The organism is Saccharomonospora sp. NB11 (genome assembly GCF_015910535.1).
In the GTDB taxonomy this organism is placed as follows: domain Bacteria; phylum Actinomycetota; class Actinomycetes; order Mycobacteriales; family Pseudonocardiaceae; genus Saccharomonospora.
In genome coordinates this window covers 18,646-35,797 of sequence record NZ_JACBJG010000013.1, presented here as the reverse complement: position 1 = coordinate 35,797, position 17,152 = coordinate 18,646, and the positions used below count along the sequence as shown (strand labels likewise).

5 protein-coding genes are annotated in these 17,152 nt (G+C 71.2%); all 5 read right to left on the bottom strand.

Going from position 1 to position 17,152, the window contains the following annotated elements; all coding sequences use genetic code 11:
- Positions 1–5 precede the first annotated feature (5 nt).
- The 5 genes from JAV51_RS17850 to JAV51_RS17830 all read right to left on the bottom strand — a co-directional run bounded on the left by JAV51_RS17850 (position 6) and on the right by JAV51_RS17830 (position 17,151).
- Positions 6–3,341, bottom strand: a complete 3,336-nt coding sequence (locus tag JAV51_RS17850) for a non-ribosomal peptide synthetase (RefSeq protein ID WP_197321889.1) — start codon at positions 3,339–3,341, stop codon at positions 6–8.
- A 1-nt stretch (position 3,342) separates the two neighbouring features.
- Positions 3,343–6,588: a type I polyketide synthase gene (locus tag JAV51_RS17845; RefSeq protein ID WP_197321888.1), complete on the bottom strand. Its 3,246-nt coding sequence runs from the start codon at positions 6,586–6,588 to the stop codon at positions 3,343–3,345.
- A complete protein-coding gene (locus JAV51_RS17840; RefSeq protein ID WP_197321887.1) occupies positions 6,585–15,101 on the bottom strand; it encodes a type I polyketide synthase in 8,517 nt (2,838 codons plus the stop codon). Before JAV51_RS17840 ends, JAV51_RS17845 begins: the two co-directional genes overlap by 4 nt.
- A gap of 269 nt (positions 15,102–15,370) precedes the next feature.
- The gene (locus JAV51_RS17835; protein WP_197321886.1) at positions 15,371–16,093 is read right to left on the bottom strand and encodes a hypothetical protein; all 723 of its coding nucleotides are present in this window, start codon (positions 16,091–16,093) and stop codon (positions 15,371–15,373) included.
- 302 nt (positions 16,094–16,395) lie between these two features.
- Positions 16,396–17,151, bottom strand: a complete 756-nt coding sequence (locus JAV51_RS17830) for a thioesterase II family protein (protein WP_197321885.1) — start codon at positions 17,149–17,151, stop codon at positions 16,396–16,398.
- Between the last annotated feature and the right edge of the window lies 1 nt (position 17,152).

The window sequence follows — 17,152 nt, the reverse complement described above, 5'->3', positions numbered from 1 at the left end:
TGTCCTCACGTGTCGGTCCGGAAGCTGGTACGCCGATCGGCTGTCCGTCTCCGTCGCGCGCTGCGACGGCGCCGGTCCTCCGCTCGTTGCTCGGCCGCGGCCAGCGAGTCGGTTCGTGCCGTGTCGCGTCCGGCGAGGTACTCCGCCAGCGATCGCACGGTGGGGTACTGGAAGAGCTCGACCATCGACACCGAATGGCCCAGCTCCGCCGCCAAACGGGTCCTGACCTCGGCCATCAGCAGCGAGTGGCCGCCGAGGTCGAAGAAGTTGTCCTGCACGCCGACCTGGTCGACCCCGAGGACTTCCCGCCACAGTTCGGCCAGCGCGGCCTCAAGCTGTCCCTCGGGCGCGACGAAACTGGTCCGCAGCTCGGGGCGGTCGGTCTCGGGTGCGGGCAGGGCCTTGCGGTCGACCTTCCCGCTCGGCGTGAGGGGGAAGGCGGGCAGCACGACGAACGCCGCGGGAACCATGTACTCCGGGAGCCATTCCCGCACGTGCGCCGCGAGTTCGGCCGACTCCGGCGGCTCGCCGGGCGTCGCGACGAGATAGGCCACCAGCCGGTGGTCGCCCGGCGCGTACTCGTGGGTCGCGACCACGGCCTCGCGGACGCGGTCGTGCCGCGCGAGCGCGGCCTCGATCTCGCCCAGCTCGATGCGGAACCCGCGCAACTTGATCTGGTGGTCGAGCCTGCCCAGGAACTCCACCGCACCGTCGTCACGGAACCGGGCGAGGTCTCCCGTGCGGTACAGCCTCGCGCCGGGCCGGAACGGGTGGTCGACGAACTTCTCGGCGGTCAGCTCCGGTCGGTTCAGGTACCCGCGCGCGAGGTTGCGCCCACCGATGTGCAGCTCGCCGGGCACCCCGATCGGCACCGGCCGTCCCGCCGCGTCCAACACGTAGATCTCGGTGTTCGCGATGGGGCGGCCGATGGGAACCGGGCCGTCGGCGGTGTCGGCTCGGCACGCCCACGCCGTGACGTCGATCGCCGCTTCCGTGGGCCCGTACAGGTTGTGCAACTCGGCCCGGGAACGGGAGAGGAAACGATCCTGCAGGTCCCTCGGGAGTTCCTCACCGCTGCACAGCACCCGCCGCAGGCTCGTGCACCGCTCCACCGGCTCGGCCAGGAACGCCTGCAGCATGGCCGGGACGAAGTGGAGGGTCGTGACGCCCTCGGCCTGGATCAGCTCGGCGAGGTACGCGCCGTCACGGTGACCGCCGGGCCGCGCGAGGACGAGGGTGGCGCCGGTCATCAGCGGCCAGAAGAACTCCCACACCGAGACGTCGAAGGAGATGGGGGTCTTCTGCAGCACCCGGTCGGAGCCGTCGAGCCCGTACTCGTCCTGCATCCACAACAGCCGGTTGCGGATTCCGGCGTGCACGTTCTGCACGCCCTTCGGCCTGCCCGTGGAGCCCGAGGTGTAGATGACGTAGGCGAGGTCCTCGCCGTCGACGTCGATCCCGAGGTCGTCGTCGGCCTCGTCGGCCAGGTCGCTTCCCAGCTCGTCGACGCACAGCACCTCGGCCGTGGCCTCGCGCAGGCAGTCGATCTCCTCGACGAGACGCCGCTGTGTCAGCAGCACCCGGACGTCGGAGTCGGCGAGCATGAACTCCAGGCGCGCCCTCGGGTAGTCCGGGTCGAGCGGCACGTAGGCGGCTCCGGCCTTGAGCACCGCGAGCAGGCTCACGACGAGTTCGACGGAGCGCTCCATGGCCACGCCCACGAGCACGTCGCGGCCCGCCCCGAGTGCGCGGAGTCGGCGCGCGAGCCGGTTGGCGCGGCGGTTCAGTTCGTCGTAACTGACGCTGTCGTCGAGGAACCGCACCGCGGTGGCGTCCGGGGTGTGCCTCGCCTGGGCCTCGACGCACTCGTGCACCAGCCCCCGGTCCGGCCAGCTCCGTTCGGTGGCGTTCCAGTCGACGAGCATCCGCTGTCGCTCGGCGTCGTCGAGCAGGTCCACCTCACCGATCCGCTGGTCCGGGTCGGCGACGAGTCGCCGCACGATGTTGCGGAAGTGCCCGGCCATCCGCACGATCGTCGACTCGTCGAACAACGCGCTGTCGTAGTCGAACCAGCCCGTGACCCCGGCACCGTTGTCGAAGGCCTGGAATTCGAGGTCGAATCGCGATCCCGCGCTGCGCACGGTCAGCCGCTCCAGCTCGGCGCCGCCCAGCGCGCTCTCGGGCACCGGCTCGCGGCCGTAGGAGAAGCTCACCTGGTAGACGGGCGGCCTGCTGAGGTCTCGCGTCGTGTTCAGCTCCGCGACCACGAGGTCGAACGGCACGTCCTGGTGCCGATAGGCGCCGAGACAGGCGTCGCGGACCCGCTCGACGACCTCGGTGAAGGTCGGGTCGCCGCCGAGGTCGGCGCGAATCGCCATCGTGTTGACGAAGTAGCCGATGAGCGGCTCGACCTGGACGTTGTCGCGGACCGCCACCGGCACGCCCACGACGACGTCCTCCGACCGGCTGTACCGGGAGAGCAGCACCGTGAAGGCGGCGAGCAGCACCATGTACGGCGTCGCGCCGTGGCGGTGGGCGAGCGTGCTCAGCTCGGCGGTCAGCGACTCGGACAGCTCGATCGGCACGGAGCCGCCGTCGAATCCCTGGACGGCAGGGCGCGGCCGGTCGGTCGGCAGGTCGATCGCGGCGGGAGCACCCGCGAGCCGGTCGCGCCAGTAGGCGAGGTCGTCTGCCCAGTGCTCGCCCGCCAGCCGCTGCTGCTGCCAGACGGCGAAGTCGCCGTACTGCACGGGCAGGTCCGGCAGCGGGGACGGCTCGCCCTTCGAGTACGCCTCGTACAGCGCGGACAGCTCGGTGAGCAGCACCCCGGTCGACCAGCGGTCGGAGATCAGGTGGTGCATGGCCACCACGAGGACCGACTCCTCCTCGGCGAGGCGCAGCAGCGTCAACCGCAGCAGCGGCTTGCGGGTGATGTCGAACGGGCGGGCGAGCTCCTCGGCGACGAGCTTCTCGACCTCGGCATCGGACACCTCGCGGCCACGCAGGTCCGTCTCGGGGATGTCGACGGTGACGTGCGGGTGCACGAGCTGCGCCGGCTTGCCGTCGCGCAACTCGAACGTCGTACGCAGCGCGTCGTGCCGCCGCACGATCTCGGCCACCGCCCTGCGGAGCACCTCGGTGTCCAACGGTCCCTTGATGCGTACCGCGCCGGGCACCACGTGCGCCGGGTTGTCCGGACGCACCTGTTCGAGGAACCACAGTCCACGTTGGAGCACGGCGAGCGGGTAGACGGCGGGCTGGGCCCGCTCGGCCAGCATGCGTTCGAAGAGAGCCCGCTTCTCCGGAGACAGCGCCGCGAGGCGCTCGTCGAGCGACGCCATGTCAGGACTCCCTGTCCAGCAGCGCCCGGGCCTCGTCCTCGGGCAGCTGGTCGAGCTGGGTCAGCAGTTCGGCCGCGAGGTCGTCGGTGTCGCCCGACGTGGGAGCGACGCGTTCGATGACCGGGGCGTCCTTCGCCGCGTCGGCGCCGTCGCCACCGGCCGCCTCCGCGAGGAAACGCTCGGCGAGGGAGGCCGCGACGCTCCGGATCGTGGCGTCACGCAGGAAGTCCGCCACCGACACGGTGACCCCGAGACTGCTGCGGATCTCGTTGCGCAGCTCCACAGCCATGAGCGAGTCGAGACCCAGTTCGATGAGCCGCTGGTCCGGGTCGAGCGCGGAGGACTCCGCCCCGAGCACCGACCGGACGGTGCGCACGGACCACGTGAGCAGCTCGTCCTCCAACGCCTCCCGCGACAGTGTCCGCAACTTCTCGATCTCGGGCAGACCGTTGCCACGCGTGCGCACCGGAGCGGACGTCACGACCGGCGTGCTCACCGGTTCCGGTTCGGGCTGCGACTCGGTGACGGGCGCCGACGGAGCGGCCCCTGCCGCGAAGTGCCGGAGTTCCCGCCAGCACCGGGTCGCGTCGAAGGCGTAGGTCGGCGCCTCGACCTTCGACCGGCGGTAGTCGCGGTCGAACCCGGCCCAGTCGAGGTTCACGCCCCGGGTGTAGAGGCGCGCGACCGTCGACAGCAGCACCGACCAGTCGTCGTGCTTCGGCCGCAGACTCGGCACGAGCAGGTCGTCGTCGCCCGGGGCGAGGTCGTCGCTGATCAGACCGGCCAGCGTCGGCGCGGGTCCGACCTCGAGGAAGATGCGGTACCCGGCTTCGCGCAGCGTGCGCACGCACTTGGCGAACTGCACGGGCCGCCGGGTGTGGCGAGCCCAGTACTCGGCGTCCGGCGCCGAGTCCCACGGCCACAGGTCCCCGGTCACGTTGGAGGCCAACGGAATCTTCGGGGTCGAGAACGAGATGTCGCGCACCGCGTCCTTCAGCGGGCCGAGCACCGGCTGGACGAGCGGCGAGTGACCGGAGGACGCGATGTGCAGCGGCTTGGCCCGCACTCCCCGCTCCGTGAAGGTCGCACAGATCTCCTCGACGAGTTCCCGGTCGCCGGAGATCGTGGTGTTCGCCGCGCCGTTCACCGCCGCGATCGAGATGCGGTCGGGGTAGTCGGCGATCTCGTCGAGCACCTCGGCCTCGGACGCGGACACCGCCGCCATCAGGCCGGGCTTGCCGAGGTCCTGGATGAGCCTGCCTCGACGCACCACGAACGCCAGCGCGTCGGGCAGCGTCATCACACCGGCGACGCAGGCGGCGACGCATTCCCCGAGGCTGTGCCCGAGCACGGCGGCGGGTTCCACACCCCACGACTGCCACAGCCGGGTCATCGCGTACTCGATCGCGAAGGTGGCCGGCTGGGCGTACGCCGTCTCGTTGATCAGCCCCGACTCGGGGTCGTCCGGGTAGAGCAGGTCCAGCAGCGGCACGTCCAACAGCGGGCGCAGGATCTCGGCACACTCGTCGATCGCCGCCCGGAACGTCGGCTGGGTCTCGTACAGCGTGCGCGCGGTGCCCGTGCGCTGCGCGCCCTGTCCCGTGTAGAGGAACACGACGTCCGAGCGGTCGGCGAGTCCGGTGTACAGGCCGTCGCCGAGTTCACCGCGCACGAACTCCCGCAGCAGGGAGGCGACCTCGTCCCGCGTCGAACCGGTGACGGCGAGCCGGTGCGGAAGGTGCGCACGTCCGGCGTTGGCCGTGAAGCACAGGTCCGCGAGAGCGACGTCGTCGTCCGCGGCCAACCGGTCGGCGTAGCGGCGGGCGAGCTTGGCGAGCGCGTTGTCGCTGCGTGCCGAGAGCGCGAGGACGGAGCCGGGCCTGCGGTCGTCGGCCTCCGGCACGGCCCGCTCGGGGGCCTGTTCGAGGATGAGGTGGGCGTTCGTTCCGCTCAGCCCGAAGCTGCTCACCCCGGCAACCCTCGGTCGACCGTCGGTCCGCCAGTCCGTCGTCTCGGTGGGCACGACGAACGTGGTGCCGTCGAAGGAGATCTCCGGGTTCAGCCGGGTGAAGTGGACGTTGCGCGGAACGGCGCCCCGTTGCAGGCAGAGCACGACCTTGATGAGGCCCGCGATGCCCGCCGCCGCCTCCAGGTGACCGAAGTTCGTCTTGACGGCGCCGAGGTAGACCGGCGGCCCGTCCGGCCTGCCGTAGACCTCGGCGAGGGCCTCCACCTCGATGGGGTCGCCGAGGCGGGTGCCAGTGCCGTGGGCCTCGATGTAGCCGACGTCCTCGGCGGCCACGCCGCTGGCCCGGAGTGCCCTGCGCAACACGCTGCGCTGCGCGGCGCCGTTGGGGGCGGTGATGCCGGAGCTGCGGCCGTCCTGGTTGACCGCACCGCCACGCAGCACCGCGAGGATGCGGTCGTCGTCCCGCAGCGCGTCGGACAGTCGCTTGAGGACGACGATGCCGCAGCCCTCACCGCGCACGTAGCCGTCGGCCATGTCGGAGAAGGTCTTCGCCCTCCCCTGCCGGGACACGGACCCGAACTGCGACTGCGAGATCATCAGCAGCGGCGACAGCACGACATTGACCCCGCCCGCGAGCGCGAGGTCCGACTCGCCGGTGCGCAGGCTCAAGCACGCCTGGTGGACGGCCACCAGCGACGACGAGCACGCGGTGTCGATCGTCATGTTCGGCCCGCGTAGGTCGAGCAGGTAGGAGATCCGGCCCGGGATGAAGCTCAGCGCCATGCCGGAGCTGGTGTAGGCGCTGACGTCCTCCGGGTGGTGGACCGTGGCCGAACCGCTCTCGAAGTTGCACGCGCCGAGGAACACGCCGGTCTGGCTGCCCGCCAACGAGGAGGGGTCCAGTCCCGCGTTCTCCAACGCCTCCCACGCCACCTCCAGCGTGAGGCGCTGCTGCGGGTCCATCGCCAGCGCCTCACGACGCGAGATGCCGAAGAACTCGTGGTCGAATCGGTCGATCCGGTCGAGGAACCCGCCCCACCGGGAGTCGGTCTTGCCCGGTTGCCGGGGTTCCTCGGCGTAGTACTCGTCGGCGTCCCACCGGTCGGGCGGAATCTCGCTGACCGCGTCGACCCCGCCGTCGAGCAGCTTCCAGTAGCTGTCCGCGTCGACGACCCCACCGGGGAAGCGGCAGCCGAGTCCGACCACCGCCACGGGCTCGGCGAGGTTGGGTCCGCCCGGTCGTTCCGTCTCCCGGGACACCTCGTGTGCTGCCGTCACTGTTCAACCTCCGACTCGGCTTCGAGCGCGATTCCCATGCGTTCGGCGAGGAACGGCACCAGCGCCGCCACGGTGGGGAAGCGCCACGTGATGGTGGCGGGCAGCGTCACCTGCAGCGACGTCTCCAGCCCTTTTCGCAGTTCGAGCGACAGCAGGGAGTCGAATCCCAGGCTCGACAACGGTGTGTCCGGATCGATGCGCTCCGGTTCCAGCCCGAGCACGCGGGCCGCTTCGGCCTGGCAGTGCCGGACCAGCACCGCGCGGCGCCGTCGCCCGGGTTCGACCGCGAGCAGCTCACGGCGCACCGGGTTGTCGGCGGGGTCGCCCTGCGCGGTGGCCGAGGGCGCGTCGTCGAGCACGGTGACGAGCAGTCCCTGCAGCAGGCCGCCCGCCGCGGCGGCCGACAACTTCTCGCGGTTCACCGGCAGCACGCACACCTGGGTGGCGGTGCCGCGCAGGACCCGGTCGAGCGCCGCGACCCCCTCCTCCGGACTCAGGCTCTCCACACCGCGACCGGCCAGTCGCTGGTTCGCCCCCGTCGCGAGACCCCCGCCGGACCAGGGACCCCAGTTGACGCTCGTCGCGGGGAGTCCCCGGGTGCCGCGGTGCCACGCCAGCGCGTCGAGGAACGCGTTGGCGGCGGCGTAGTTGCCCTGGCTCGCGGAACCCAGCACCGACGCGGCGGACGAGTACAGCACGAAGAAGTCGAGCGTCCGGTCGGCGCAGGCCCGGTGCAGATGCCACGCCCCGGTCGCCTTCGCCGCCCCGACCGTGCGGAAGCGCGTGGCGTCCAGATCACGCACCAGGCCGTCGTCGAGGGTTCCGGCGGCGTGGACGACACCGGCGAGCGGTGGCATCGCCTCGTCGATCTCGGCGAGTATCCGGCGCACCTCGTCGTACCGGGAGACGTCCGCCGCGACGACGGTGACCTCCGCGGTCCGGCGCAGGTCCTCCAGTTGCCGCTCCGCCTCGGCCGACGGCGCACTGCGGCCGACCAGCACCAGGTGCCGCGCGCCCTGCTCGACCAGATAGGACGCCGTGGCGAGACCGAGCGCGCCGAGACCACCGGTCACGAGGTAGGTCGCGTCGCCCCGCACCGGGTCGCCGCCGGGCCGCACCGCGGCCTCGGTCGCCTGCTGCGGGCGCACCACCAACTTCCCGATGTGCTTGGCCTGGGCCATGCACCGGAACGCGTCCTTGGCCTCGTTCTCCGGGTAGCCGGTGACGCGCAGCGGGGTGAAGTCGCCCGCCTCGTACCCGGCGACGAGCTCCCGCAGCAACTCGCCGACGAGTTCCGGTTCCTCCCGGATCGAGCGTTCGAGGTCGACCACGTGCAACGACCGGTTGTGCTTGAAGAAGCCGAGTCCGATGTGGCTGTCGGCGTAGACGTCCTGCTTGCCGATCTCGACGAACCGGCCGCCGGGCGCCAGCAGCGAGAGGCTGCGGGTCAGCGCGGCCCCGGTCAGGGAGTTCAGCACCACGTCGACGCCCCGCCCGTCGGTGGCGGCGGTGACCTCGTCGGCGAACGCCAGCGACCGGGAGTCCATGGCGAGCTCCACGCCGAGGGACCGCAACAACTCGCGCTTCTCCTCAGTGCCCGCGGTGGCGAACACCCGCGCACCGGCTCGCTTGGCGACCTGGAGTGCGGCGAGCCCGACCCCGCCGGTGGCGGAGTGGACGAGCACCGTCTCGCCCTCGCGCAGCCGCGCCAGGTGGTCGAGGGAGTACAGCGCGGTGAGGAAGGCGATCGGTGCCGCCGCGGCCTGCTCGTCGGTCAGTCCGCTCGGCCTCGGGGCCACGAGAGCCGCCGGGGTCGTGACGAACCGGGCCATGCTGTTGGGCGCCACCGCGACGACCGGGTCGCCGACGCTCAGTCCGTCGACGTCCGGGCCGACCGCGCTCACCGTGCCGGCGCACTCCGCGCCGAGCGGAACCGTGCCGGAGGCACCGGGGTAGGTGCCCATCGCCTTGAGCACGTCGCTGAAGTTCAGTCCCGCGGCGGCGACCTCGATCTCCACCTCGCCCGGTCCCGGCGGTCGGCGGTCCGCCCACGTCGGGGTCAGACTGTCGAGGCTGCCCGGGCGCTCGGCCAGCAGCTGGTGGTTGTCGTGGCGGGTGGACTCCGCCGACACCCGCGGCCACGCGGTGTCGGCCTCGGCGACCGGCCGCAGGGTCGGCACGAGCCTCGTTCCACCCCGGAGCGCGACCTGGTCGTGGTCGCGGCACAGCAGCTCGTCCAGCAGCGCCTCGGCCTCGCCGTCGGGCGCCTCGGGGTCCAGGTCCACCAGTCGCGGCTGGAGGTCACCGTGTTCGAGCGGCAGCACCCGGCCGAGTCCCCACAGCGGAGCCTGACGCGCGTTGACGCGGGTCTGGTCCGGCGTGTGTTGGGCTCCCCGCGTGAGGATCACCAGCCTGGGCGGTTCCTTCGCGTCGTCCTCGGCCGACAACTCCTGCACCAGGTGCAGCAGGCCCACGCACGGGTCGTCCTCGGCGAGCGGCCCGTCGGTGCCCGCCTCGGTGTCGTCGACGTCGGCGTCGGTGGTGTCGAGCCCCCAGCCGTAGACGACGGTGGAGGGGGCGAGTCCGTCGGCTCGCAACGCGGCCAGCAACCCGGCGACGTCCTCGCGCCGCGACGGGTCGAGCTCGTAGCGGGTGCGGCTCCGCTTCGTCAGCTTCTCGCCCGCGGTCACGGTGACACACGCACCGCCCTCGGTCACCGCGGCGGTCCGCAGCTCGGTGCAGACACCGCCCTTGTCGGCGAAGACCAGCCACCAGCTCCCGTCGAGCTCGTCGCGCGCGGTGCGCTCGGCCTCGGTCCAGGCGATCTCGTAGCGCGGGTCGCCGCCGTCGGCAGTGTCGTCGAGCGCTTCGAGCTCCAGGCCGTCCACCTCACCGACCACGACGCCCGCATCGTCGTACAGCACGATGCGGGCACCGTCGTCCGTGGCCACGGCGTGTGCCCAGCGCGGAGCGGACGCGCCCTCGGCCATCCGGAACCGGCGCACGCCGACCGGGAGGTGAATGCCCGACAACGTGCCGCCGAGAGCCGCGGCGAACACCTGCAGGCAGCTGTCCAGCAACGCCGGATGCACCACGTAGGCTCCGGGTTCGCGAGTCAGCTCCTTGCGATCGCGCAGGAGGGCCAGCGCCTCACCGGTGCCGCGCCACAGCTCGGCGATGCCTTGGAAGGCGGGCCCGTACCGCAGGCCCGCGTCGGCCAGGGCGGTGTAGTGCTCGCCCGCCGGTGAGGACTCGGTGCACCGGCCCCGAACCACGGCCAGCGGTTCGTCATCGCGTCGGCCCTCCGCCACGGCGTTGCGGTAGCGGCCGTGAGCGATCTCGGCCCAGGGCGCGCTCGCGTCGGTCCGGCTGAAGAACCGGAACGACCCGCCCTCGGCGGTCTCGGGGACGAACGCCAGTTGCAGGGTCGGCGACTCGGCGGCGTCGGGCACCACGGACATCCGGCTGAACCGCACCTCGTCGATGGCGACGTCGGCCTCGCCGAGCGTGTCCCTGGCGGCGGCCAGTGCCGCGTCCAGCATCAGGCTCGCGGGCAACACCGCGTTGCCGCCCACCTGGTGGTCGCGCAGGAAACCGAACGACTCCGTGTCCACGGTGGACACCCAGTACCGCGTCCGCGGGGCCACGGCGGTGTCGACCACCGAGTCGAGGATCGGATGACCGCCGGAGTTGCCTCGGCGCCGCTGCGGCCGGTCGTCGAGCCAGCACCGCTCCCGCTGCCAGGGATAGGTGGGCAGGCCGACCGTGGGGCCGACCTCGCCGTACACCCGCCGCCAGTCGAGGGGGAAGCCCGCGCTGTAGAGGCGGCCGAGCTCGCCCAGCAACGTCGCGCGGGACTCCTCGTCCCGCCGCAACGAGGTGACGACCGCACCGTCGTCGCCGCGCTGCGTCGCGAGCCGCTCGGAGATCGCGTCGGCGAGCATCGGGTGGGGCGAGATCTCGACGAAGACGTCGTGATCGTCCTTCACCAACGCCGCCACGGCGGTGTCGAAGAGCACGGGGTGGGTCAGGTTGTCCGCCCAGTACCCGGCGTCCAATCGGGTGCCGTCGACCGATTCGCCGGTGACGGTCGAGACCATCGGGAGCACGGCCGGGTTCGGTCGCAGCTCGGACAGCAGGTGCCGCAGCTCGGCGGCGACCGGCTCCATGAGCGGACTGTGCGAGGCGAACTCCACCGACTCCAGGACGCGGCAGAAGATGCCCTCCGCCTCCAGCTCACCGGCGAGGCGCCGCACCTGCTCGGCCTCGCCCGAGAACACCGCGGAGTTGGGGCTGTTGTTCGCCGCCACCCAGACCGCGGTCTCGCCGCGCTCGGCCAGGATGGCGCGGGCGCGCTCCAACGGCACGCCGACGAGGGCCATCCGACCGTCGCCCGCAGCCGCGTGCAGGGCCCGGCCCCGCTGCAACGCCACGTACAGGGCGTCGCGCAACGACAGCACACCCGCGACGTGCGCGGCGGCGATCTCGCCGACGCTGTGACCCGTCACGGCGTCGGGTTCGACACCCCACGACCGCCAGAGCTCCGCCAACGCCACCTGCACCGCGCACAGCGCGGGCTGTCCGACCGCGGTGTCCAGCAGCAACGACTCGCCCTTGTCGGCGGTGAGCTGGTCCAGCAACGACCAGTCGACGTGTTCGCGCAGCAGCGCGTCGGAACGTTCCAGGCTCTCGCGGAACACGGGCTCGCTGTCGAGCAGCTCCGCGGTGAGCGGCCACCATCGCGGCCCCTGGCCCGAGAACACGAACACCGTCCTCGGCCGCCTCCCGACCTTCGGGGTGCCGAAGGACAGGCCCGGAACCTCCTCGTCGCGGGCGTAGGCGGACAACGCGGCGTGGAAGTCCGACAGCGACGTCCCCACGCACGCCAGGCGGTATTCGTGGTGGGCCCTGCGCACTGCCGAAGCGAACGTCACCGTCGCCGGCGACAAGTCCTCACCCGGCTCGGCGAGCATCGCCTCGTACCGCGACGCCAGCTCCCGCAGGGCGGCGGCGCTGCGTGCGGACAGCGTGAGCACCCGCGCCACGTCCGGCTCCGCCGATGTCGCCGCGTCCTGCCGGGGCGGCTCCTCGACGATCACGTGCGCGTTGGTCCCGCCGAAGCCGAACGAACTGACGCCCGCGATCGCCGTGCCGTCCGGCCAGGGCGTCGGCTGGTCGACCACCCGCAGCGGCAACTCGTCGAACGGGATGTGCGGGTTCGGGCTCTCGTAGTGCAGGCTCCGAGGAATCTCGCGGTGCCGCACCATCAGCGCGGTCTTGATCAGCCCGCCGATCCCGGCCGCGGCCTCCATGTGCCCGATGTTGGTCTTCACCGACCCGATGAGGCAGTCGTCGCCAGGCTCACGGCCCTCGGCCAGCACCGCACCGAGCGCCTTGGCCTCGATGGGGTCGCCGAGAATCGTGCCGCTGCCGTGGGTCTCGACGTAGCCGACCTCGGAAGGCTCGACTCCGGCGTCGGCGAGCGCAGCGCGCACCACGGCCTGCTGGGCATGCGGGTTCGGTGCCATGATGCCGTTGCTGGCGCCGTCCTGGTTCACCGCGCCGCCCCGGATCACAGCGTAGATCGGGTCCTTGTCCGCCAACGCCGCGCTCAACGGCTTGAGCACCACGGCCCCGGCCCCGTCGGAACGCACGTAACCGTCGGCCCGTGCGTCGAACGACTTGCACCGGCCGTCGGGGGACATGACCCCCGCCTTGCTGAAGTTGATGGCCAACGCGGGAGACAGGACGAGGTTCACCCCGCCCGCGATCGCCGTCGTGCACTCGCCCCTGGCGAGACTGTTGCACGCCTGGATCACCGCGACGAGCGACGACGAGCACGCCGTGTCCACCGCCATGCTCGGGCCCCGCAGGTCGAGCAGGTAGGACAACCGGTTCGCGACGACGCTGAACGCGCTTCCCGTGCCGGTGTAGGCGTCGATGCCTTCGAGGTCCTGGAACTGCCGGTTGGCGTAGTCGAAGGACGAAATGCCGACGAAGATCCCGGTGCGGGAGCCCGCGAGGCGGTCCGTGGGCAGTCCCGCGTCCTCCAACGCCTCCCAAGTGACCTCGGCGAACAGGCGCTGCTGCGGGTCCATCCGGACCGCTTCCTGTTGCGAGATCCCGAAGAACCTGCGGTCGAACTTGTCCACATCGGACAAAAAGCCACCCCACCGGGTGTTGGCCCTGCCGGGAGTCGTGGGGTCGGTGTCGAAGAACTCCTCGACGTCCCACCGGTCGGCGGGCACCTCGGTGATGGCGTCGACCCCGTCCCGCAACAGCCCCCAGAACGCCTCGGGGCTGTTCGCGCCTCCGGGGAAGCGGCAGCCGATGCCGATGATCGCGATCGGCTCGGCAGTGCCGGTGGAGTCGGCCGCCTCGGCGCGGTCCTCGACCTGCGTCGTCGCCGACGTCGGGACCTGCTCGGCGCCGGGCTCCTCACCCGGCCCGGCCACCCGGCCCTCGGCGAGGGCCTCGGCGAGCTTCTCCACCGTCGGGTACGCCCACACCACGGTCGGGGAAAGCACCCGGCCGAGCCATTGCTCGAAGTCACCGATCATCGTGATGAGGTCCGCGGAGCGAAGCCCGTGCGCCGCGAACGGCAACGTCGGGTCGACCTCGGACTCGGGAATTCCGAGCAGCGTGCCCAAGTGGCCGCGGATGCGTTCCTCGATCTCGGCACGATCCCGGGACGGACGCGCGGCAGTGTCCTCGGCGTCCTCGGCGTCCTCGGCGTCCTCGGCGTCCTCGGCGGGCTTCGCCGCGCTCGGCATCCGCCACTCGGCCACCGCCTCGATCCTGCCCTCGACGTAGGCGTTCAGGCAGGCCGAGCGCTGGAGCTTGCCGCTCGACGTCTTCGGCACGATGCCCCGACGCACCAGCACGACGTCGTGCACCTGGAGACCGTGTTCCTCGGCCACCCGCGCCCGGATGGCCGAGATGATCCGGTCGGTGTCCATCTTGGCGGCGTTGCCGTTCAGCTCCTGCACGACGATCAGCCGCTCTTCGCCATCGACCTCGCGCAGACCCGCGATACCGCAGCCACGCCGCAGCTCGGGGCCGACCTCCTCGACGGTGCGCTCGATGTCCTGCGGGTAGTGGTTGCTGCCCGCGACGATGATGACGTCCTTCATGCGGCCCGTGACGTAGAGCTGGGAGCCGTCGAGGAAACCGAGGTCACCGGTGCGGAGGAACGGCCCCTCACCGGTGTCGGCGAGGTGGGCGTCGAACACCTCCCGCGTCTGCTCCGCGTTGCGCCAGTAGCCCTTCGCCACGCTCGGGCCGTCGACCCAGATTTCGCCGACCCGCCCGTCGGGCAGGGCGACGCGGGTCTGCGGATCGACGATGACGACCTTCTGTTCCTCGCCGGGCAGGTCCTCGAAGGGCAGACCACACGCGACGACGGTCCTCGCCTGATCGTCCGGCCCGGCGTCGACGATCTCGCCCGCGGCGAGCGATTCCGCCTTCACCCGACGGGCGATCGGCTCGGCCGGCGCGTCCTCCGCCGACACCATCAGCGTCGCCTCGGCCAGTCCGTACGCGGGCACGTGGGTGGTGGCGCGGAAGCCGTAGGGCTCGAAGGTGCGGGTGAACCGCTCCAACGTCTCGCGCCGCACCGGCTCGGCACCGTTGACCGCCACGACCCACGAGCTGAGGTCCAGACCTTCGCGATCCTCCTCGGTGGTCTTCTGCACGCAGAGGTCGTAGGCGAAGTTCGGGCCGCCGCTGAAGGTCGCCGAGTAGTCCGAAATGGCCCGCAACCAGCGCAGTGGCCGCTTCAGGAACGAGAACGGCGACATGAAGGTCACCGGGAACTGTGCGTACGCCGGCGTGAGCAACCCCAGGATGAGGCCCATGTCGTGGTACGGCGGCAGCCAGCTCACCGAGCAGCTCTCGCGCCCGATGCGGAAGCGCCGCATCATCCGGGTCATGTTGGCGGCGAGGTTGCCGTGGCTGACGATGACGCCCTTCGGCTGTCGCGTGGACCCGGAGGTGTACTGGAGGAAGGCGACGTCGTCGGCTTCCAGGTCGGGACGTCGCCAGTCCTGCGCGACGGCGGGATCGACGTCGTCGACAGCGAACCACGCGAGTTCGCCGAGCCCGGGCGCGTACTCGGTGAAGCGCTCGGACATGTCCACCATGGACTTCTGCGCCAACACCACCGCGGGCTGCGCGTCGTCGATGACCCCGATCAGCCGGGGCAGCGTGCGCTGCAGGAACGCGGGGTCCGGCGGATACACCGGCACCGCGATGAGACCCGCGTAGAGACAGGCGTAGAACGAGACCACGTAGTCGAGCCCGGCGGGACACACGATCAGCGCGCGCTCACCGGCGGGGAACCGCTGCCGGAGCGCTGCGGCCACCGTACGAGCCCGCAGGTCGAGTTCGGCGTTCGTCAGCGTGAACGGCTCGCCCTCACCGTCCTCGAGAAAGCGGTATATCTCGCGGTCGGGAGCATCGAGAAATGCCGCACGGTAATGGTCTACGAGCGTTTTGGACCCATTGTGGAGCAAGTGGGATCATTCCCCTCGATCGCGGTGAAACCCGTGCGAGCCTTCCTGTTCGCGACATCGCTGCCCGCGACGTCAGCTTCCAAGGGAGCGCCCGGAGAGGTCAAGCGATCGACCGTGGATCGAACAGACGTCCACATCGATTCCACGGTTTCTGGGTATTCGATCGTGAGAATTGCACGAGGGTCCGGGAAAAGCGAACGCAGGTACGACTGTTCCGTTCGACCGGAAGTTCCGCCGTACCTGCGTTCGGTGGTGTCTCGGAAGGCCTGTCAGGACACGCGACCGCGCGCCCGACGCATCGGCCGGACGATCAGCCAGATCACGGACGCGACCAGCACGACCAGGCCGCCGAGCAGCAGCGCCGTGCCGAGCAGAGTCGCCGACCCGATCTTGCCCGCCACGGACACGGTGCCGGCGAGGGCACGCGAACCGTCGGCGTTCATGGCCACCGCGACCATCTCGCCGGACTCGACGGTCCAGGTGAGCGTCTGCTCGCCCGCGCCGCTCGCCTTCGCGCTCCACACGTCGGCGTCGGCGGGCGCACCGGCGGGGCTTCCGCCCTGGTGATCGGTCTGGTCGTCCCCGTCCGGCGTGGAGTCGTGGATCACCGTGTGCTCGATGTCGTCGAGGTACTCGCGGACCTTCGACTCCTCGCCGAGGCCGATGAAGACCTCGCTCGACGGGTCGTCGGGCGTGAAGGTGATCCGCAGGTCCTCGTACAGCGCGCCGAGCCCCGCGTCGGCCTGGAAACCGTCCGTGGCCATCGCGTACGTGTCGACGCTGTGGGGGAAGCGGTCCGTGCCGAGATCCATGTAGCCGTCGTCGTTGAGTCCCATCCCGAGGACGGTGCCGCCGAGACCGGCGGCGACCAGGGCCACCAGGGCCAGCACACTGCCGCACACGACGGTCGCGATCCGCCCGCCGGTCCAGCCCGCGGTCGGCTTCCCGGTGCCCTGTCCCTCGTTCGAAGCGATGGTTGCCCTGTCAGTCACATTCCCCTCCTCGTTCGATGATGGCGAGTGTCGGCTCCCGGTGGGCTTGTGTGCTGGGGTGTGTCGCATCGACATAGTGGACGGCCACCGAACTGCCAACTTCGCTCAACGTAGTCAGCGATGAACTCATTGTCATCGGGAACATCCCCTAGGGGCTCGGGGATCGACCCTGAGATGCGGCGGCCTTGACGCTCGTCGCGCCGCAGGTCGTCGTGGGTCACCGAGCCGAGAAGCCTGCCCGTGACCGTCCGGGCTCCCGGATGCGCAACACCGAGAACCTGTTCCGAACAACGGAGTTCTCGTCACACGGATGACGACTCGGCGAGGGCCGCCCGGGCGCGTTCGGCGATGATGTCGATGATCGCGTCCCGGTGGTCGTCCAGATAGAAGTGTCCGCCCGGGAACACGTGCACGTCGCAGGCGCCGTCGGTCGCGTCGCGCCAGCCCTGCGCCTCCGCCTCGGTGACCTCGCTGTCGCTGTCGCCGTAGAGGACGGTGATCGGCGTCCGCAACCGCACCCCCGGCAAGGGCCGGTAGGTCTCGATCAGTTGGTAGTCCCGTCTGATCGTGGGAAGCAGGGCCTCCATCAGCTCGGTGTCGGCCAGCACGACGTCGCTGCTGCCGTCGAGCCGACGCAGCTCCCGCAACACGTCGTCGTTCGTGCCCAGGTGCACCTGCCCGGGCCGCGTCAGCTGCGGCGCGGGGTGGCCCGAGGCGACGAGCGCGGCCGGAGGACTGCCCACGGCCGAAAGCCACCGGGCGACCTCGTACGCCACCACGGACCCCATGCTGTGTCCGAAAAGGATCGTGGGACCGGTCGTGTCGGCGAGGGGCAGGTCGGTGACCAGGTCCTCGACGAGCCGACTCATTCTGGTCGGAGCGTCCTCGGCGTACCTCTCCTCCCTGCCGGGGTACTGCGCGATGAGCAGTTCGAGGTCCTCCGGTGCCTCGATCGCCCACCGTCGGTAGTGGCCGACACCGCCACCCGCGTGGGGAAACAGCAGCACCCTGGCTCGGGCCTGCGGACGAGGGTGCACTCGCCGGAAACGGCCGGACACG